This window comes from Vagococcus intermedius (assembly GCF_029144185.1).
Lineage (GTDB): Bacteria > Bacillota > Bacilli > Lactobacillales > Vagococcaceae > Vagococcus_D > Vagococcus_D intermedius.
Map to the genome: position 1 here is coordinate 1,435,552 of NZ_CP110232.1, position 19,573 is coordinate 1,455,124.

Here is a 19,573-nt window from a genome sequence, read left to right on the forward strand (position 1 = left end):
GTAACTACACCAAACTTTCTGAATCAAGTTCTAGTCCTGCTAATACAGCTAAAATTTCTTGATAAAATTCTTGTTGTGTACCCTCGCGATTAAGTTCTCGATAAATCAAGCCATCTTGGATAAATAAAATTCGTTTGCAATAACTGGCGCTAACAGCATCATGCGTGACTAATAAGATAGTCGTTTGGTAGTCTTCGTTTAATCCTCTTAAAGCTCCTAATAAATTTTTAGCATTTTTTGAATCTAAAGCACCAGTCGGCTCATCGCCTAAAAGTAAGGCTGGATTATGAACTAGCGCTCTAGCTGCTGCTACACGTTGTTTTTGCCCACCAGAAACTTCAGTTGGATAGTTATCTAATATACGTTCAATATCCAAAATTTTTGCAATATCTTGAATTTTTTTCTTGGTTTTAGTCATTGAAACACCTTGTAATGATAAGGGTAATCCTATATTTTGTTGCATCGTTAGATTTTCAAGTAAATTAAAATCCTGAAAAATAAACCCAATATTTTTTGCTCTAAAATCTGATAACTCACTCTCTTTTAACCCATTTAAACTAGATCCAGATATTTTAATGTCCCCACTAGTTGGACTATCTAAAGCTGATAAAATATTTAATAATGTTGTTTTACCTGAGCCAGAAGGCCCCATGATGCCAACAAATTCGCCTTGAGATACTTCAAAAGAAATGTCTTTCAGTGCTTCATGCTGTTTTTCACCTTTTTTACCATAAACTTTTTTTATATGCGTTGCTTCTAAAACGGTTTTTTTCATAATGATTGTTCCTCCATTTATTTAAGTGATAGACTTTTCTCACTTGACTTGATAATTATAGTTTACTAGGTATTTTGCCCTTAGGCGTGGGATATATCTTACAAAATAACTTTTCTATCTAACAATTTTGTCACATGAATAACAGGAAAAAAAAAAGAACTGAATTAATCAGTTCTTTTTAACTATCCTAATATTTTTAAGGCCATCGTTGAAGCTAATATCAAACCAATACAAGCTAAACGTTTGACATCAGTTGAATCTTTATACAAAATAATCCCTACGATAGCTGTTCCAACTGTCCCAATTCCTGTCCAAATAGCATAGCCTGTTCCCATAGGAATTGTTTGTAGCGCATACGAAAGTAATAGTAAGCTACTTCCCATTGTAAAAAAAGCAAATAACAAAGCGCCTTTATTCCCTTCTGACAACCGTTTAATATTCCAAACACCTATTACTTCCATCAAGCCTGCTGCAACTAAAGCTAACCAATGCATTTACTTGTCCCCCTTACTTGTATCAGTTTCAATTAACTTTAAACCTAATATGCCTAAAATCAAAGTTCCCATAAAAACTAACTTTAAAAGAGAAACGGATTCATTGAAAAAGACAGCACCAACAATGATACTTCCTACCGAACCTAAGCCGGCAAATACTGCATAAACAGTCCCAATGGGTAAATGTTTGACTGACGACGTTAGTAAATAAAAACTAACTACCACACCTATTGCTGTAAAAAACCACTCTAATGGTGTGGAAGCGTGGGCTAGTCCACTGACCCATACCATTTCAAAGATTGATGCTACCACTACCTTTAACCATTCTTTTGTCATAAGACACCTCTTAATTTTTAATTATTTTCTTTTGTCCATGAAATTAAGCGTTCTAAAAGATCTTCTCTTAATTTCGGTTCTAATGAGCTTGCTTTAAATAATTCACCATAATATAATCCATCAATAGCTAAACGGATAATAGTTCCTAAAACAGGATCATAACCATCTGTTACTGCACGTTTTTGCATAAATTCAAGACTATCTGTTGCGACATCTGATTTTTGACTTGCTAAGGCCGCGGCAACTAAAGCATTGTTAATAGCTCGATCACTCGTCAAGTCTTCATCTGACACTTTGATTAGGGCGCGTGACCAAGCCCCTACTTGACCTTCCTCTTTTTTAGCCATATTTTCTATTTTATCTAAATAGTCTCGGTCTAACATTGTGGCAAGTTCGATTAAGAGTAAATCCTTGTTAGGATAATAATGTGTCACTCCCCCTTTACTAAGACCTGCTTGCGCTGCTACTTCATCCAAGGTAATATCCATCAATCCTTTTTTAGCCAATAATTCATTAGCGCTTCTTAAAATATGTTGTTTTTTTAATTCTGCTTTTGACATCACTTAACTCCTTACCATAATCTTTTATATAGAAAAGCGAACAAAACGACCAGTCGGTTTTTATTTTAGCAAGTTTTGCTAACTTAGTCAATTTATATTTTAATAGTTATTCCAAACTAGTCTAACTCCTATCATCTTCACTTTTAAGACTAAATTTATCATTAGAGTCCAGTAACTCTCTTAAAAAAACTAACTACTTAAGTTAACTTGATTTGTTTACTTATTAATTAAATAACTATGTATTTATTAATCTCTTTACTGCCCATATGTCCCTCATTTTGATAAGTTTCCAACAATGAATAATTAAGTGAATAACCAACAGTTTTTATAAAAAAGATGGTAAATCATACTTTTTTACCAATATAATTATTAAGTCTTAAAAAATAAGAGATAACCTTGCTAGCTAACTATCTTTAAAATTTAAGTCTTGACATAATTTTAAATCTATGGGATAGTATGACTCATATCTAATTTCTTAAGTAAGTCCCAGTAGCTTCTCATTTTAGAGGATAGAGAGTTGACGGTCGGTGCAAGTCAATCAGAGTGAGCAGGTGAATTACAACTTACATGTCTTAAGAAATGGCTTGAGCGCCTTATCCCTCAAAAGAGAAAAGCCGATGCTTTAAAATTTGGGTGGTACCACGACATAGTTCGTCCCTGTTAAATTCATTTATGATAATGAATTTAACAGGGACTTTTTGCATTTGCTAATTCTTTCTCACTAAAAAGGAGTTTTATTTATGTTATTAACCAGTGTGGGTGGTATCACAAGTTATCGTTTAGGTCAGGTTATAAAAATACTTACTTAATCATAATTTGGAGGTTCTACTTATGTCAAAAAAAATTAAATCGATTAGCTTCTTAGAAGCCTTACTTATTTTTACGATCATGATTGTACTTATCGGATCCAGCGTTATTAAATTTGGTCTTTCTCCCGTTAGTCCTATTATTTTAACCATCAGTCTATTGATAGTCTGGGCACGTATTCGCCGCATTACTTGGAAAGATATTCACGTTGGCTTGGAGGATGGTGTTAAAACAGGGATTGTCCCAATTTTCATCTTTTTATTAATTGGTGCTTTAATTAGTAGTTGGATTGCTGCAGGTATTATTCCAGCTATGATGATTACTGGCTTCAAATTAGTGAATATCAATTTCTTTGTTCCTTCAACTTTTCTAGTTTGTGCCATCATCGGGACTTCTATTGGAAGTGCCTTTACAACTGCTTCAACAGTCGGACTAGCCTTAATGGGAATGGGAATCACTCTTGGTTTTAATCCTGCCCTTGTTGCTGGAGCGATCATTTCAGGTGCTGTTTTTGGTGATAAAATGTCCCCCTTATCTGATAGCACCAATCTTTCCGCTGCTATTGCCGGTGCTGACTTATTTAAGCACATCCGAAATATGATGTGGACAACTATTCCAGCTTTAGCCATTTCCTCGATTCTTTTCTTTTGGTTAGGTCGAAATATCTCAACGAGCGGAACGACTGATACCATTGAACAATTGACAACAACTTTAAATCAACATTTCTCGATTGGTTGGTGGTCAGCTATTCCTCTTATATTTATGTTAGGTTGCTCTTTATTTAAAGTTCCAGCTATTGCTACTTTATTAAGCAATATCATGATTTCATTTATCATCTTTTTAATACAGAAACCACAAACTAAATTAAGCGAAGTCGCCTCAATTATCGAAAATGGTTTTGTATCACAAACAGGAGTGCCCGATTTAGATACACTTTTAAGTCGGGGAGGGTTAGCTAGCATGTTGGGATCTGTCTCACTAATCATCTTAACTTTAGCCTTAGGTGGGATGTTAATGCACTTCGGCATCATTGAAGCGCTAATGAAACCTTTAACAACTAAACTAGTAAGTACTGCGTCATTAGTTATTGCTACCGTGATTGGTGGTATGATGACAAATATCATGATTGGTGAGCAATACTTAGCAATTATTCTACCCGGTAAAGCTATCAAGCCTTCTTTTGATAAAAGTAACTTAGATCCAGTTGTACTATCACGAGCATTGGAAGACTCAGGAGCTGTTTTAAATGCTCTAGTCCCTTGGGGAGTAACAGGCGTTTTCATGGCCAATACCCTTGGTGTGCCCACGTTAAGTTACCTACCATTTAGTTTCTTCAATTTATTATGTCCCGTTCTTTCAATTTTATCCGGATTGACTGGGATTGGTATTAAAATGAAAAAACAATAGCTTACTCATACTAAACAACTAACACTTATTAAAACAGCCGAGAGTTAATGCTTATTAACTCTCGGCTGTTTTTGATTTATAATCTTGTTCTATCTTTTTCAAATAATAATAATAATTCTTCTAATGTTAAATTACTTTTTTCTTCGGCTCCAATATCCGCTTTAATCTCCCCCTCTTCAAGTAAAATTAGCCGATTTCCATACTTGAGAGCATCTTCCATTCGATGAGTAATCATTAAGCAAGTCAATTGGTCTGTATCAATTTTTTTAGCTGTCAGACTCATTAGATTAGCAGCCGTTTTCGGATCTAAAGCAGCTGTGTGTTCATCTAACAATAATAATGTTGGCGGTTTTATCGTTGCCATCAATAGGCTCAATGCTTGCCTTTGTCCACCTGACAATTGTCCTGTCGGTGTTTCCAAATATTTTTCTAAACCGTTATCAATTTTTTGACATAACTCTTTTAGAAGCTTTTTCTGTTCCTTGACATTTTGTTTCCTCAATTTTCTTTTTTCGCCACGTAACTTTGCTAATAATAAATTTTCTGAAACAGTCATATTTGGAGCTGTTCCCATATGGGGATCTTGAAAAACTCGAGAAATCAACAACGCTCTTTCTTCTTCTTTTTTTAATGTGATATCTGTTTCACTAATCATCACAGTTCCTGAAGTTAACTTAGTAGTGCCGGCAATAATATTAAAAAGTGTTGATTTACCAGCTCCATTTCCTCCTAATACTGTAATAAAGTCCCCTTTGTTTACTTGTAAAGTGATATTGTTCAAAAGTACCTGTTTATCATTGACACCATTGGCAATTTTCTTCACACCATTTCGTATTTCTAAGACGATTTCTGGCATTTATCTTTCCTCCGAACGTTTCATGACCTTATGATTCAAGTTAATTTTTAAAGTTGGAAGCATCAAGCAACTAGCCAGGACAACAGCAGATATTAATTTTAAATAATTTGTATTAAATCCTAATTTGATAACTAATAGTATTAATAATTGATACAATATACTGCCTACAACAATAGCAAGTAGTCGCTCTGATAATTGTAATTCTCCAAAGATAACTTCCCCAATAATAATTGAAGCTAAACCAATCACAATAATACCAATCCCTTTATCAACACTAGCATAGCCATCATTTTGGGCTAATAGCGCTCCAGATAAAGCTACCATCCCATTAGATAATGTTAAACCAATAATTTTCATTTTGTCTGTATTAATCCCAAATGAACGTGCCATTTGTTCATTATCTCCTGTAGCGATATAAGCTTGCCCCAATTGAGTCTTTAGAAAAAATAATAATAATATTATTATCAAACTAACACTAATAACTCCGATTAATACCGTATCAAAATAATCCGGTAAATTTAAATTTTGAAACAGGTCATGGATCTTTTTCTGTTTTAATAACGAAAGACTTGGTGATTTCATAACGAATAGGATCACTGAATTAGAAGCTGACATCACTAAAATCCCTGCTAATATAATGGGGATGTTCCCCTTTGTATACAATAGACCGGTCGTTAGACCAGCTAACATTCCTATTCCAACACCAAGTAACGTAGCTACTACTGGTGACATTCCTTGTGTAATTCCCATCACACAAACGGCTCCTCCTAATGGATATGAACCCTCGACCGTCATATCAGGAAAGTTCAAAAGACGATACGTCATAAAAATTCCTAAACCTAATATTCCCCAAATTAATCCTTGTCCAATTGTTGAAATTAACATGTTATTCCCTCATTTCTACTTAGTTTTACTTGCACTTTTTAATAGGTCGTCTGGAATCTTTATTCCTAATTTTTTTGCCTGTTCTTTATTTATGACAACATCTCCTTTTGTAAATGTATAAATAGGTGTGGTAGCCGGCTGAGAGTCATTCCTTAAAATATCGGCAGTCATTTTCCCTGTCTGAACCCCCAACTCATATTGGTTAATCCCAACAGTCGCTAACCCACCTTGGGCTACCATCGTATCAACTGAAGGCATAATTGGAATATTATTTTTTGTTGCTATATCAACAACGATTTGCATAGCATTAGCAATGGTATTATCCGTAGGTAGATAAATTAAATCCACCTCTGAACTCATAACTTGAACCATTTGAGATATTTGATTACTCGAAGGAACTGGGTATTTTTTTACAAGCAACCCTCTTTTTCTCCCTTCTGCCACTACGCGACTAGCTTGAGCTTCAGAATTATCTTCTGCTGAGGAATATAAAACACCTACCTTTTTTAAAGTTGGCATGATTTTTTTAGCTAAATCTAATTGGGCGTCTACTGGTGATTGATCACTTACCCCTGTGATGTTCCCTCCTGGTTTTTGATTGTCAGCTACTAAATGAGCTGCTTGAGGATCAGTTATTGCTCCTAATACTATTGGTGTATTTGTTGTATTATTCGCCAAAGCTTGGGCAGCAGGTGTTGCAATTCCCACTAAAATATCGGCTTTTTTGTTTAGTAAGTATTGGCTCATCATGTTTAATTTACTTTGGTCAGCCTGCCCATTTTGAAATTCAATTTTTAAATTTTTTTCAGATTCAAAGCCCTTTTCTGCCAAACCGTCTTGAATACCTCGGTAAATCTCATCTAGAGCTGGATGACTCACATATTGCAAAATCCCAACTGTTTTAGTTTCACGGTCCTGCTCTTTTTTCCTTGTTTCTTGCTTCTCGCTTACAAAAGTAGCTAGTACGATGATGATTAGTAGCAGCATCATCCCTAATAATCCTTTATTTTTCATTTCTTCTTCCTCCATTCTTATATTTGGGTATACAAAAAGACAATGACCCATTAATTGCAGTCATTGTCTTAAAAATAGTACTAGTAGTCACCAACACTTTTATTAATACAAAAAAACCACATAGATAAACACTCTACATGGTTGGTTACTTACTTTTTAGCCACATAGATGCAAATTTAGAAGGTACTCTAAAAGTTGCATCTATGAAAGAATCTTCATACACACAACTATCTACGCCAGCTTTGCCAAGCATTCATTTGTTCTTTTTTGATAAGTGTTAGTTGTGTCATGAAAATCCCTCTCTTCTCTTTTAATATAAGCCATAGTTTACTTGGCTATAACTCTCTTGTCAACCTTTTTTTTATCTTAATAAAAAAAACAACTTCTCTCGATAGCTTTGAGAAGCTGTTTTTATTAAACTAATTGAACGTTTTTTAATTAAAACAAACCAGTAATTTGACCTGATTCATTAACATCAATTGAATTAGCAGCTGGGATTTTCGGTAAACCTGGCATGGTCATAACATCTCCTGTATAAACGACAATAAAGCCCGCTCCAGCTGAAACTTTGATCTGACTAACTTCAATCGTAAAGTCGGTCGGAGCACCTAGTAAACTGGGATCATCTGAAAATGAGTACTGGGTTTTAGCCATACAAACAGGTAACTTACCATAACCTAAGTGCTCCAGTTTAGCCATTGCTGTTTTCGCTGATTTAGCAAAACTCACACCCGATCCTCCATAGATTTTTTGGACTACTTCGGTAATTTTATCAGCAATTGGTTGCTCATTATCATAAGCGTAAGAGAAATTATTTTCAGACGAATCACACATAGCAACGACTTCCTCTGCTAAAGCAACGCCTCCTGATCCTCCTTGGCCCCAAACGTCAGATAATACCACTTTTACATTTAATTCTTGACATTTTGCAGTAATTAGCGCTATTTCTTCTTCTGAATCGGTTGGGAATTTATTAATCGCAACGACTGCTGGTAAATGATAAACATCAGTTATATTTGAAACATGCTTTAATAAATTAGGCAATCCAGCTTCTAAGGCCGTAAGGTCCACTTCTGAAAGTTGGTTCTTAGCTAAGCCACCATGCATTTTTAAAGCACGAACAGTTGCCACTACCACTACCGCACTTGGTGTAATGTTCGCTTGACGGCACTTGATATCTAAAAATTTCTCAGCCCCTAAATCTGCCCCAAAACCGGCCTCAGTGACAACATATTCACCTAATTTCATAGCCGTTTTAGTAGCAATTACTGAATTACAACCATGAGCAATATTGGCAAATGGGCCACCATGAATAATCGCTGGATTTTTTTCTAATGTTTGAACTAAATTAGGTTTAATAGCTTCTTTCAGAAGAGCTGTCATTGCACCTTCGGCTTTCAAGTCACCTGCTGTCACAGGTTCGTTATCTCGTGTATAAGCAACGATCATTTGACGTAAACGATTTTTCAAATCCTTTAAATCTGTCGCTAAACATAGAACTGCCATGATTTCAGAAGCGACAGTAATTTCAAACCCATCTTCTCGTGGAATACCATTTACACGTGCACCTAACCCATTTACAATACTACGTAATTGCCGATCATTCATGTCAACACAACGTTTCCAAGTAATACGATTAACATCAATATCCAGCATATTTCCTTGGTGAATATGATTATCTAACAAAGCTGCTAACAAATTATTAGCCGCACCAATAGCATGAAAGTCTCCTGTAAAATGTAAGTTAATATCTTCCATTGGGACTACTTGGGCATACCCACCACCGGCAGCTCCCCCTTTAATGCCAAAGACTGGTCCTAAAGATGGCTCACGTAAAGCAATCACAGCTTTTTTACCAATCTTGTTTAAAGCATCTCCCAAGCCAACAACTGTCGTTGTTTTTCCTTCCCCAGCAGGTGTGGGTGTAATGGCTGTCACCAAAATAACTTTTCCTGTTGCCTCTTTATCGGCTAATGTTGCCACGTCAATTTTAGCCTTATAATTACCAAATAATTCTAAATTTTGACGTGTTAAATTTAATTTTTTAGCGACCTCTTCAATCATCACCATTTTGTTGGTTTGTGCTATTTCTATATCTGTTAAATACTCTGTCATATGACCAATTCCCCCTTATACTCGACACTTCTCTAAATTCTATTTTTTAGTTATAGTTATTTAGAACGTCACAATGATTCTATTTTACCATCAATTGCCTTTTTTATTAAGAATTATGACCAGTCGTAACGTAAAATGGGCTGTCTTGCAGCTGTCACTTCATCTAAACGCTTAACCAACGTATCGTGAGGTGCTTCTTTCACTTTTTCTGGGCTTTGACATGCTATCTCATATATCTCATGATAAATACGAATAACCTCATCCAACGTTTGTTTTGATTCTGTCTCAGTTGGTTCCACCATTAAAGCTTCTGGCACAACATTTGGGAAATACATAGTTGGTGGATGAATACCGTAATCTAGCATGGCTTTGGCTATATCTAGTGCCGTAACATCATGATTTTTTTTCAAATTTTCTAAAGTCATCACAAACTCATGCATACAATAACCTGGATAAGCTATCTCATAGCAATCTTTCAAGTGATGGCGTAAATAATTAGCATTTAAAACTGCTTGGTTAGCGGCTTCTCTAATCCCTTCATTCCCCAAGATTGAAATATAGGTAAAGGCTCGTAAAACCGTTAAGAAATGACCATAAAAAGCCTTCATTCGACCAATAGACTGTTCAGGTCGAATCATATCGTAACCATTATCAGTTAATACTGGGTAGTCAGTTGGTAGAAAGTCTTTTAAAAAGTCTTTACAACCAATAGGGCCAGAACCTGGACCACCTCCTCCATGGGGAGTTGAGAATGTTTTATGAAGATTTAGGTGAACCACATCGAAGCCCATGTCACCAGGTCGAACCACGCCCATAATCGGGTTAAGATTTGCTCCATCATAATACGTCAGACCCCCACATTGATGGACTAGTTCTGTTATTTCTAAAATATGTTCTTCAAAAATCCCGACTGTATTTGGATTGGTTAACATTAACCCAGCTATCTCTTCTGATAGGAGTTCCTTAAATGCATCCATATCCACGCTACCTTGCGGATTTGAGGGAATATTGACTGTCTCATAACCAACCATTGCCGCACTCGCTGGATTGGTTCCGTGAGCCGCTTCAGGAATTAAGATCTTAGTTCTACGTTCTTGTCCTTTTGATTCATGATATGCTTTAAAAATCAATAATGCTGTTAACTCACCATGGGCTCCTGCTGCTGGCTGAAACGTCATATGAGCCATTCCAGTTATTTCCGTTAAACGTTCTTCAGCAAGAGATAGTAACTCTAAAGCCCCTTGAACCGTTGACAGAGGCTGTAAAGGATGAAGGTTCGCAAATTGAGGTAAACTGGCCAATTCATCGTTAATTTTGGGATTGTATTTCATCGTACACGAACCCAATGGGTAAAAACCATCATTCACTCCATGGGCTGCTTTTGCTAGTTCAGTATAATGTCGACTAATTTCAGGCTGACTCATCTCTGGTAAGCGAGGGGGCGTTTGACGTTGTAACTCATCAGGTAAGGTGTACTCTTTAATTGGCTCATTTGCAATCAATTGATTAAAACTACCTGGCATACTTTTTTCAAAACTTAATTGCATGATGCTAATACCTCCTTAATAGTTACCACTACTTCATCTATCTCTTCTTTGGTTATCATTTCTGTGGCACACCATAAAATATTACTTCCAACAACTAAGCCACCTAAAATATTTTTTTTAGCCAATGCGTCTAATAAAATAGTTGCCTCTATTGGTGTGGTCATTAATACTTCATGGAAATACGGTTGAGTATAAACCAACTCAAAGCCTTTTATTTCACCTAACCGTTCTGCTAAATAGTGAGTATTGCTATAAGACTGTGTCGCCACATTTTTTAAACCATACTGTCCCATAGTTGTTAAATAGACTGAGGCTATTAATGCACAGTGGGCTTGGTTAGAACAAATATTTGATGAGGCTTTTTCACGTTTAATATGTTGCTCGCGTGCCTGTAACGTTAATGTAAATGCGCGCTCACCTTCAGTGTCGACGGTTTGACCGACCACGCGACCAGGTAAGTTACGAGTCATCGCTTTTGTCGCTGCCATAAATCCTAAATAAGGGCCACCAAAAGATAAGCCTATTCCTAACGGCTGTCCTTCTCCTACTGCGATATCGGCACCACACTCTGCTGGTGTTTTTAATATCGCTAGACTGGTTGGGTTAACTCCCATAATAAATTTTGCTTTTTGTTCATGCACCAAGTGGCTATAAGTTTCAGCCGGCTCGACAATGCCATAATAATTAGGTGATTGAACATAAAAACAAGCCGTCTCTTGATCTAGAAGTGCTGCTAATCTTTCTGAATCTGTCACTCCGTTCGTACTTGGAACAGTTATGATTTCTAAATTTTGACCCGCGCTATATGTTTTAATGGTTTCTAACGTCATCGGGTGAACCGTTTCGCTTACTAAAACTTTTCTTTTTTTGCCTTTAATTGTCATATTGACAGCCTCAGCTGCAGCTGTTGCGCCATCATAGACTGAGGCGTTAGCTACTGCCATGCCTGTCAGCTCACAAATCATTGTTTGAAATTCAAAAATAACTTGTAAAATACCTTGGCTAATCTCTGCTTGATACGGTGTATAAGCTGTCAAAAATTCCTCTTTTGCTGCAATTTGTTTGACTAAAGCTGGAATATAATGATGATAAGCACCACCACCTCTAAGAATGGTCTCAAATACTTGATTCTTATCTCCAAGTTTTTTAATTAATCGACGGACTTCTAACTCTGATTTACCTGCAGGAATAGCTAGTTTTTGTAATTTTAAATTGTCTGGAATAACCGTATATAGCTCTTCAATCTTCTGAATACCCATCGACTCAAGCATTTCTTTTTGTGCTAATGTCGTTGTAGGCACATAATTACCTAACCCCATTCTTACCCCTCCTGTTCAACTAAGGTTTGATACGCGTCAGCTGTTAGTAAATGTGAAACATCTGCCCCGTCCTCAAGTTCAACTTCCACTAACCAAGTTTCAAATGGGGCATTATTTAATAACTCTGGTTGCTCTTCTAATACATCATTTACTTTCATAATTTTACCTGGTAAGGGACTAAAAATATCTGAAACTGATTTTACTGACTCTACTTCAGCAATAGACTCCCCTTTGGAAAATTTGTCATCAACCTCTGGTAAACCAATATAAACAACATCACCAAGTTGTTCCTGCGCAAAATCAGTAATTCCAATTTTAGCAATCGTTTGGTCTTCGTTCAGCGCTATCCATTCGTGTTCCTCTGTATAATATAAATTAGTTGCATAAACCATGCTATCATTCCTCCATTTTTTTATTTTCCTTGCTTATAAAAAGTAGCTGATACAACTTCAACAGGTAAATGTCGTCCTCTTACATTGACAATAAGTTCTGTCCCGATTTTGGCATAGTCTCGGTTTAATAAAGCCATCCCAATTCCATAACCTAAGCTTGGGGAAAACGTTCCTGATGTTGTATAACCAACCTCCATATCAGCAGCATGTACGGCCATATCCTCACGGATCAATCCTTTACCTAACACTTTTAAACCACGACGTAAACGATGTGGGTCTAATTTACTTTCTAACGCCCCTTTCCCAATAAAATCAGGTTTGGTCATTTTGACTGCAAATTTTAGTCCCGCTTCAAATGGTGTGATTTCTTCACTCAGTTCATGGCCATAAAGAGGCATCCCTGCTTCTAGACGTAAGGTATCACGTGCTCCTAACCCGCAAGGTACTAAGCCTAAGTCTTTTCCTTGTTCTAATAAAGCACGCCAAACGGTGACTACTTCTTCTGGTTCACAATAAAGTTCATACCCCATCTCGCCAGTATAACCGGTTTGAGAAATAGTAACCGTTGCTTCTTCCAAGGGAACATCAGCTATAAAACGATAATAACCAGTTGGAAGCATTTTTTTTTCAACTAATTTTTCTAAAATAGCTGTTGAATTTGGCCCTTGTAAGGCTAAAATAGCTGTTCCTTCCGATAAATCTTTCACCTTGCAATTCCCAAAAGCATTTTCCTTAAGCCACTTATAATCTTTTAAGCGGTTAGCAGCATTCACAATGATTTGATAGTGTGTTTCAGACCATTTAAAGACCACAAAATCATCTAAAATACCACCTTGGTTGTTTAACATCAGGCTATATCTAACTTGACCGATTGTCATATTACTAAAATCGTTCGTCAATAAATAATTTAAATTATCTAAGGCATCCTCTCCACTGATATCAAGCGTTCCCATATGTGACACATCAAAAAGACCTGCTTGCTCTCTCACTGCAAGATGTTCTTGAACTAAGGTTGTTCCTTGATAATTGATAGGTAACAAATACTCTGCAAAAGGGACCATTTTGCCTCCTAATGCTAGATGCTCCTCATATAATGCTGTTGTTTTCTCTTTCATCTCTTCACACCCTTCTCTATAATCCTCTAAACCGACACTTGCCTTCCCTACTGAATCGTAACCGTTTACAACGCCATTATAATAATCTTCTAACTAAAATACAAGTTTGTTGTATTAGTTCAACTATTCACTAGTTACGGTACCTAATTTTTATACTTCGTGAGCATGATGGGAGTTTCCTAATAAAAAAAAGAGAAGATGACTTATAGTCATCTTCTCTTTTTTTATCTAACGTATTTCAACTGAAAATTCTTCAACTAAAGCAGCTTGAATCTTATCAGTTGCTTTTGTGACATCTTCATCAACTAAAGTTGCTTCACGATTCAAGAAAGTTAATGAGTAAGCCATTGATTTTTTATTTAAACCAAGTTTTTCACCTTGGAAGATATCAAATAATTTAACATCTTGTAAGAATTTTCCACCATTCGCTCTAATAACATCAATTAACTCTTGATTAGAAACCGTCGTATCCACTAATAAGGCCATATCACGGCTCATTGCTGGGAATTTTGAAACAGCTTGGTAAACAATTCCTGTGCTTTCAACTTCTAAGAGTGCATCTAGATTTAATTCAGCGACATAAGTTTCAGGAACATCGTAAGCTTTAGCACTTAACGGATGAATTTGGCCAACCATCCCCAACATGGTATCTCCAGCCATAATTTTAGCAGTACGTCCTGGATGCATCTGAGGAAATTCAGCAGTCCCTTCAAATTTAATAGCTTGAGACAAGCCTAGCGTATTAAAAATTGACTCAAGAGCACCTTTGATCACATAAAAATCTACTGGCACTTTACTCTCTTGCCAAGTTGCTTGTTTTGTCAAGCCTGTCATTGCTAAGGCTAGATGACGTGTTTCTTTTGGTAACTTTTGGCCATCAACTAAAGAAAAGACTTTACCAATCTCATATAAAGCTAAATCAGTATTTTTACGTGCCACGTTATACGCAACATCTTCCAATAAGCCAGTGATTAAGCTTTGACGTAAAATCCCATGATCTTCACTCATTGGTGATTGTAAGGCCACAACTGGTTCTGGTCTTACAGTGAATTGTGTTGCTTTGGTTTCAGTTGTCAACGCATAACTAATTGCTTCTGATACACCATTACCTTCTAACGATTCACGAATCGTTCTAACCAGAGCCTGCTCTGTTGTTAACGCCCCTGGTAAAGCTTCGCCACTTGGTAAAGTTGAAGGAAGATTATCATACCCATAAATTCTAGCTACTTCTTCAATGATATCTGCTTCAATACTAATATCCCAACGACGTCCAGGAATTGACACGACATAAGCTTCGTTTGTTTCAACAAACTCAAATCCTAAGGCCTCTAAAATATCATTAACCTCTTTAACTGTTAAGGCTGTTCCTAAAGAACGATTAATTTTAGAAAGAGTAATCGCAACTTGCGTCTCAGGAGCTTTTGTCTCTGAAGCGACTACTTCGCCGGCCACAACTCTTCCATCACCTAACTCGGCGATCATAGCTGCAGCATATTCTAGTGCTTCTTGTACAGTATCTAAGTTAATACCTTTTTCAAAACGACTGCTTGACTCACTACGTAAACCAAATTGTTTCGCCGATTTACGTGTTATAACACCGGCAAACGTGGCTGCTTCTAGGACAACTGTCGTTGTCTTAGATGTAATTTCTGAATCATAACCACCCATAATACCAGCTAAAGCAATTGGCGTTTGACCATTTGTTACTACAATATTTTCTGGGGTTACTTGCCGCTCTTGTTCATCCAAGGTCACAATTTTTTCATCCTGTTGCCCACGACGTACAACTATTTCTTTACTACCGATCTTCTCATAATCAAAAGCATGCATTGGTTGACCGAATAAAAGTAAGACAAAATTAGTCACATCAACGATATTATTAACCGGGCGAATCCCTTCATTCATTAGACGGTTTTGTAACCAAACAGGGCTTGGTTTTACCGTAATATCTTTGATAATGCGCACGCGATAATTTGGAACATCCTCTTTATTTTCAACAATTGCGCTAATATAATCACTTGCCTTCTCATTTGTATCTTCCGTTAAAACTTTTGATGAAAATGATGGCGTTTGACGATAGATTGCACCAACTTCATAAGCAACACCACGCATACTTAGAGCATCTGCACGATTAGGTGTGATTGACAACTCAATAATAGCATCATCCATGTCTAAGTATGAAAAGACAGGCTCTCCAGGGATAGCTTCTTCTGGCATAATATAGATACCATCAGAAAATTCTTTTGGCACAACACTATCGGAATAACCAAGTTCATCTAGCGAACATAACATTCCCATTGACACTACGCCGCGCATCTTCCCTTTTTTGATCTTTGTATTACCAGTAATACGTGAGTTAGGCATTGCCACAATTACTTTTTTACCGGCTTCTACATTTGGTGCTCCACAAACAATTTGATATAGCTCGTCTTCACCGACATCTACTTGACAAATTGATAAGTGATCGCTATCTGGATGTGGTACACATTCTTTAACATCACCTACTACTATTTTTTTTAACCCTTGTTCAGGAATTTTAACTTCTTCTACTTCAATTCCTGTACGAGACATTTTATCAGCTAATTCCTCAGCTGATACTTGTGATAAATCTAACATTTCATTTAACCATTTATAAGAGACTAACATATTATTTCTCCTTTACTGAAAACTGTTCTAAGAATCGACGGTCATTTTGATAAAAGTAACGAATATCATTGACCCCGTAACGTAACATTGCAATACGATCTGGTCCCATTCCAAAAGCGAAACCACTGTATTCTTCTGGATTGATACCAGACATTTTCAAGACATTTGGATGAACCATACCAGCACCTAAAATTTCAATCCAACCGGTTTCTTTACAAACATTACAGCCCTTACCACCACATTTGAAACAGCTAACATCCACTTCAACAGAAGGTTCTGTGAATGGGAAGTAACTTGGGCGTAAGCGGATTTCTCGGTCATCACCAAACATTTTTTTCATGACTACTTCTAACGTTCCTTTTAAGTCACCCATCGTAATATTTTTATCAATGACTAGGCCTTCAATTTGATGAAATTGATGACTATGTGTTGCATCATCGCTATCGCGTCGGAACACTTTTCCTGGACTAATCATTCGTAAAGGACCTTTCGTAAAATCGTGTTTTTCCATGGTCCGGGCTTGTACAGGTGATGTGTGCGTTCTTAGTAATAACTCTTCTGTAATATAAAAGGTATCTTGCATATCACGTGCTGGATGATCTTTTGGTAAATTCATACGTTCAAAGTTATACTCATCTTGCTCGACTTCGAATCCTTCAACAACTTGATACCCCATTCCTAAAAAGATATCTTCCATTTCAGTCATTGTTTGAGTTAAGACATGAGCTGAACCACGGCTGAGTTCTTTTCCTGGTAAAGTAACATCAATTGTTTCTTTTTCCAATTTGCGATTCATCTCTAACGTTTCTAATTGAATTTTTTTCTCCTCAATTTTTTCTGCTAAATGATCGCGGATTTCATTTGCAAAACCACCAACGACTGGTCGCTCTTCAGCTGATAAATCTTTCATTCCTCTTAAAACTTCCGTGATTGGTCCTTTTTTACCAAGGGTTTCAACACGAATTTGATTTAAATCATTCAAAGCGTGACTGTCAGAAATTTTAGCTAAAGTTTCTTCTCTCAATGCTTCTAATTGTTGTTTTAAAGACATACATTTCATCCTCTCTTATCTGAATAGTTATTTAATAACTATGATGTTAATTAGAACAATAGACAAAAAGCCCCTCACTCCGTAAAGGAACGAGGGGCTCGTGGTACCATCCTAATTTATTATAAGTCATATACATGACTAATACTCTTTGATGTTGTTAACGATGCTCTCACCGACCTAGTATTTAGCTAGGTAACTCAGGAAGTGAACTTCATTTAGCGAATCATACTTCAGCTTACAGTCTAAGGCCAAAGTTCCCTGGAATCATTCCTTTACTAAATTACTCTTTTCCATCACTGTTTCTTTCATATGTTCCTTTATAGTCTACAAGAAACCGATCACTAGGTCAACTAATTTTCTAAAGTATCAACCATTTCTCACTCCAACGTTGAATTTCTTGCATCGTACTTCTTAAATCTTGTCCCATTTCAGTTAAACGATATTCAACTTTTTTACTATTTTCCTCATCTTCCAAACGTTCAATAATCCCATTTGACTCTAACTCTTTCAGACGCTCAACTAGAACACGGTCGCTTAAATTAGGAATTTTAGCAGCAAGTTCACCGAAACGCTGACATCCTTCTTCTAATAAAACATCAATAATTAACCCATTCCAACGTTTGCCTAAAATTGAGAAGGTTTTTTCAAACTTGGGACACAACTGAAATTGGCGTTTCTGACACTCAGACTCTTCCATCAAGTCTCACCTCACTTACTTTATTGATTGGTCTCTTTTCTAAAAAAATAACCCACCTCACAATATGTAGGTGGTTACTTTCAAATGTAGAGAGTTTAGCTAGCTACTTTAAATAGTGACGTCACTTTGTTTAAGGTATTGCGATAGACTGGTACAACCACTTCATTTACCGCACAATATTTATCGACAAACGTCACAATATAACTTTCTTTATATCTTGGTGGCGCAATAGTTGCTAACCACATATGTTTAATTATAATATCACGTTCTAAGTCAGATAATTCAGTTAATTTCTCAGCATTTTTTACAGCGACTCTGGGGTGAACATAAGCATGTGTTCCGCCATCGTAGTCCTCTGTTCGCCAATCGTAAAAGAAGAGATCATGTAAAAGACCAGCGCGAGCTGTTGCACGGGCATTTCCTTTCCACTTTTTAGCGAGACGATAGCTTAAGTAAGAAACTGAAATTGAATGATCTAACCTAGTTGAGTAATGATGTTGTGTGAATTCTCCTAGACTTTGAACTTCTTCTGTATTAATTAGATCTTCCACATAAGACATATACTCTCTATCATTTTGCCAGTTTTGTTTCAATTCGCATGACTTCCTTTTCTTTATAGATTTAATTTAATACTATGATTTTAACACCTAATTTAGAATTATTCCAGTTTATGACCCTATATTAACTATTTTATAATATTTATAACGAACGTAAAGAAAACATTAAAATACCTGCTGCAATTGCAACATTTAAAGATTCCGCTTGTCCATCAATTGGAATATAAATATTTTGCCGTGTTTGATTTAGTATTTCTTTTGAAACACCTTGCCCTTCATTACCCATAACTAATCCATAGTCACCTTCGATAACTAAATCACGGTAAGAAATTGCCTCAGGGTTTAATTCTGTTCCATAAATCGCAATATTTTTTTCCTTTAACTTCGTCATTGCTTCCATTAAATTACTCTGAATAAGAGTCACATGGAATTGACTTCCTTGCATAGAACGTAACACTTTAGCGCTATAAATATCTGCACATCCCTCTCCCAAAATAACAGTTCCAAAACCCGCCGCGTCAGCTGTGCGGATCATGGTTCCAACATTACCAGGATCTTGAACATTATCCAATAGCAAGTATGGCCCCATAGTTTTTTGGTTTAGCTCATCGTTTGTTTGATGAACCACTGCCATAATACCTTGTGGTGCAGGGACAGATGAAATAACTTTAAAAACCTCTTCCGTCACTAAATAACTCTTGGTAGTTCTAGCTAATTCAGAAAAGTTTGCCAATAAACCTCTACCAGCTTCCGTCACTAAAATTGTTTCGAGATTAGCGCCATGTTTTATTGCCTCGCCAACTAAGTGTTCTCCTTCAATTAAATAACATTGACTAGCATCACGATGTTTTTTCTTTTCCAATTTTTTTAACTCTTTAATATAACTATTTTTAGTAGATGTAATTTCTAACATAAAATCCCCTTTGAATGCTTTTCAGTATTTTTTCAACTAATTATAGCATTCTCTGTTTATTTAAACTATCTTCCTTAATAAATTCTT

The 19,573-nt window shown here is 36.3% G+C and carries 18 protein-coding genes and 1 other annotated feature; of the genes, 1 reads left to right on the top strand and 17 read right to left on the bottom strand.

Translation table 11 applies throughout. From position 1 onward, the window contains the following. Nucleotides 1-4: 4 nt before the first annotated feature. From OL234_RS06680 to OL234_RS06695, 4 genes are all read right to left on the bottom strand, one after another. Nucleotides 5-775, bottom strand: coding sequence for an ABC transporter ATP-binding protein (locus OL234_RS06680; RefSeq protein ID WP_275468470.1), 771 nt, complete (start codon nucleotides 773-775; stop codon nucleotides 5-7). A gap of 182 nt (nucleotides 776-957) precedes the next feature. After that, complete coding sequence (locus OL234_RS06685; RefSeq protein ID WP_275468471.1) at nucleotides 958-1,269, bottom strand: DMT family transporter; 312 nt, start codon at nucleotides 1,267-1,269, stop codon at nucleotides 958-960. Continuing rightward, nucleotides 1,270-1,605 carry a DMT family transporter gene (locus OL234_RS06690; RefSeq protein ID WP_275468472.1) on the bottom strand — a complete coding sequence of 112 codons (336 nt, stop codon included), beginning with the start codon at nucleotides 1,603-1,605 and terminating at the stop codon, nucleotides 1,270-1,272. It lies immediately after the preceding gene. 17 nt (nucleotides 1,606-1,622) lie between these two features. Next, nucleotides 1,623-2,165 (bottom strand): TetR/AcrR family transcriptional regulator, encoded by a 543-nt coding sequence (locus tag OL234_RS06695; protein ID WP_275468473.1) that lies wholly within the window; start codon nucleotides 2,163-2,165, stop codon nucleotides 1,623-1,625. An 831-nt stretch (nucleotides 2,166-2,996) separates the two neighbouring features. On the opposite strand from OL234_RS06695, the gene nhaC reads away from it, so the two are divergent. Further along, nucleotides 2,997-4,379, top strand: a complete 1,383-nt coding sequence (gene nhaC / locus OL234_RS06700; RefSeq protein WP_275468474.1) for a Na+/H+ antiporter NhaC — start codon at nucleotides 2,997-2,999, stop codon at nucleotides 4,377-4,379. Between the two features lie 76 nt (nucleotides 4,380-4,455). On the opposite strand, the gene OL234_RS06705 is transcribed toward nhaC, so the two are convergent. The 13 genes from OL234_RS06705 to OL234_RS06765 form a co-directional block, all read right to left on the bottom strand. Further along, a complete protein-coding gene (locus tag OL234_RS06705; protein WP_275468475.1) occupies nucleotides 4,456-5,235 on the bottom strand; it encodes an ABC transporter ATP-binding protein in 780 nt (259 codons plus the stop codon). Beyond that, entirely contained in the window at nucleotides 5,236-6,120 is an 885-nt protein-coding gene (locus OL234_RS06710) for an ABC transporter permease (RefSeq protein WP_275468476.1), read from the bottom strand. Nucleotides 6,121-6,135: 15 nt separating this feature from the next. Continuing rightward, the gene (gene trpX / locus OL234_RS06715) at nucleotides 6,136-7,134 is read right to left on the bottom strand and encodes a tryptophan ABC transporter substrate-binding protein (RefSeq protein WP_275468477.1); all 999 of its coding nucleotides are present in this window, start codon (nucleotides 7,132-7,134) and stop codon (nucleotides 6,136-6,138) included. 438 nt (nucleotides 7,135-7,572) lie between these two features. Further along, the gene (locus tag OL234_RS06720; protein ID WP_275468478.1) at nucleotides 7,573-9,249 is read right to left on the bottom strand and encodes a formate--tetrahydrofolate ligase; all 1,677 of its coding nucleotides are present in this window, start codon (nucleotides 9,247-9,249) and stop codon (nucleotides 7,573-7,575) included. A gap of 113 nt (nucleotides 9,250-9,362) precedes the next feature. Continuing rightward, a complete protein-coding gene (gcvPB, locus tag OL234_RS06725; RefSeq protein ID WP_275468479.1) occupies nucleotides 9,363-10,796 on the bottom strand; it encodes an aminomethyl-transferring glycine dehydrogenase subunit GcvPB in 1,434 nt (477 codons plus the stop codon). After that, a complete protein-coding gene (gene gcvPA, locus OL234_RS06730; RefSeq protein WP_275468480.1) occupies nucleotides 10,787-12,115 on the bottom strand; it encodes an aminomethyl-transferring glycine dehydrogenase subunit GcvPA in 1,329 nt (442 codons plus the stop codon). The genes gcvPB and gcvPA overlap by 10 nt, the downstream gene beginning before the upstream one ends. 2 nt (nucleotides 12,116-12,117) lie before the next feature. Further along, nucleotides 12,118-12,507, bottom strand: coding sequence for a glycine cleavage system protein GcvH (gene gcvH, locus OL234_RS06735; protein ID WP_275468481.1), 390 nt, complete (start codon nucleotides 12,505-12,507; stop codon nucleotides 12,118-12,120). A 20-nt stretch (nucleotides 12,508-12,527) separates the two neighbouring features. Then, a complete protein-coding gene (gene gcvT, locus OL234_RS06740) occupies nucleotides 12,528-13,622 on the bottom strand; it encodes a glycine cleavage system aminomethyltransferase GcvT (protein ID WP_275468482.1) in 1,095 nt (364 codons plus the stop codon). Between the two features lie 228 nt (nucleotides 13,623-13,850). Continuing rightward, on the bottom strand, nucleotides 13,851-16,268 hold the full coding sequence (gene pheT, locus OL234_RS06745) for a phenylalanine--tRNA ligase subunit beta (protein WP_275468483.1): 2,418 nt from the start codon (nucleotides 16,266-16,268) through the stop codon (nucleotides 13,851-13,853). Between the two features lies 1 nt (nucleotide 16,269). Then, the gene (gene pheS, locus OL234_RS06750; protein WP_275468484.1) at nucleotides 16,270-17,319 is read right to left on the bottom strand and encodes a phenylalanine--tRNA ligase subunit alpha; all 1,050 of its coding nucleotides are present in this window, start codon (nucleotides 17,317-17,319) and stop codon (nucleotides 16,270-16,272) included. 82 nt (nucleotides 17,320-17,401) lie between these two features. After that, nucleotides 17,402-17,625 (bottom strand) — a binding site (T-box leader). Nucleotides 17,626-17,677: 52 nt separating this feature from the next. Beyond that, nucleotides 17,678-18,016, bottom strand: a complete 339-nt coding sequence (locus tag OL234_RS06755) for a winged helix-turn-helix transcriptional regulator (RefSeq protein ID WP_275468485.1) — start codon at nucleotides 18,014-18,016, stop codon at nucleotides 17,678-17,680. A 95-nt stretch (nucleotides 18,017-18,111) separates the two neighbouring features. Beyond that, complete coding sequence (locus tag OL234_RS06760) at nucleotides 18,112-18,576, bottom strand: HD domain-containing protein (RefSeq protein ID WP_437184437.1); 465 nt, start codon at nucleotides 18,574-18,576, stop codon at nucleotides 18,112-18,114. Between the two features lie 139 nt (nucleotides 18,577-18,715). Beyond that, nucleotides 18,716-19,486: a TrmH family RNA methyltransferase gene (locus OL234_RS06765; protein ID WP_275468487.1), complete on the bottom strand. Its 771-nt coding sequence runs from the start codon at nucleotides 19,484-19,486 to the stop codon at nucleotides 18,716-18,718. Between the last annotated feature and the right edge of the window lie 87 nt (nucleotides 19,487-19,573).

Bases quoted from the DNA above. Each gene is read 5' to 3' on its own strand.
- OL234_RS06680 (WP_275468470.1), bottom strand. From the start codon at position 775: ATGAAAAAAACCGTTTTAGAAGCAACGCATATAAAAAAAGTTTATGGT.
- OL234_RS06685 (WP_275468471.1), bottom strand. From the start codon at position 1,269: ATGCATTGGTTAGCTTTAGTTGCAGCAGGCTTGATGGAAGTAATAGGT.
- OL234_RS06690 (WP_275468472.1), bottom strand. From the start codon at position 1,605: ATGACAAAAGAATGGTTAAAGGTAGTGGTAGCATCAATCTTTGAAATG.
- OL234_RS06695 (WP_275468473.1), bottom strand. From the start codon at position 2,165: ATGTCAAAAGCAGAATTAAAAAAACAACATATTTTAAGAAGCGCTAAT.
- nhaC (WP_275468474.1), top strand. From the start codon at position 2,997: ATGTCAAAAAAAATTAAATCGATTAGCTTCTTAGAAGCCTTACTTATT.
- OL234_RS06705 (WP_275468475.1), bottom strand. From the start codon at position 5,235: ATGCCAGAAATCGTCTTAGAAATACGAAATGGTGTGAAGAAAATTGCC.
- OL234_RS06710 (WP_275468476.1), bottom strand. From the start codon at position 6,120: ATGTTAATTTCAACAATTGGACAAGGATTAATTTGGGGAATATTAGGT.
- trpX (WP_275468477.1), bottom strand. From the start codon at position 7,134: ATGAAAAATAAAGGATTATTAGGGATGATGCTGCTACTAATCATCATC.
- OL234_RS06720 (WP_275468478.1), bottom strand. From the start codon at position 9,249: ATGACAGAGTATTTAACAGATATAGAAATAGCACAAACCAACAAAATG.
- gcvPB (WP_275468479.1), bottom strand. From the start codon at position 10,796: ATGCAATTAAGTTTTGAAAAAAGTATGCCAGGTAGTTTTAATCAATTG.
- gcvPA (WP_275468480.1), bottom strand. From the start codon at position 12,115: ATGGGGTTAGGTAATTATGTGCCTACAACGACATTAGCACAAAAAGAA.
- gcvH (WP_275468481.1), bottom strand. From the start codon at position 12,507: ATGGTTTATGCAACTAATTTATATTATACAGAGGAACACGAATGGATA.
- gcvT (WP_275468482.1), bottom strand. From the start codon at position 13,622: ATGAAAGAGAAAACAACAGCATTATATGAGGAGCATCTAGCATTAGGA.
- pheT (WP_275468483.1), bottom strand. From the start codon at position 16,268: ATGTTAGTCTCTTATAAATGGTTAAATGAAATGTTAGATTTATCACAA.
- pheS (WP_275468484.1), bottom strand. From the start codon at position 17,319: ATGTCTTTAAAACAACAATTAGAAGCATTGAGAGAAGAAACTTTAGCT.
- OL234_RS06755 (WP_275468485.1), bottom strand. From the start codon at position 18,016: ATGGAAGAGTCTGAGTGTCAGAAACGCCAATTTCAGTTGTGTCCCAAG.
- OL234_RS06760 (WP_437184437.1), bottom strand. From the start codon at position 18,576: ATGTCTTATGTGGAAGATCTAATTAATACAGAAGAAGTTCAAAGTCTA.
- OL234_RS06765 (WP_275468487.1), bottom strand. From the start codon at position 19,486: ATGTTAGAAATTACATCTACTAAAAATAGTTATATTAAAGAGTTAAAA.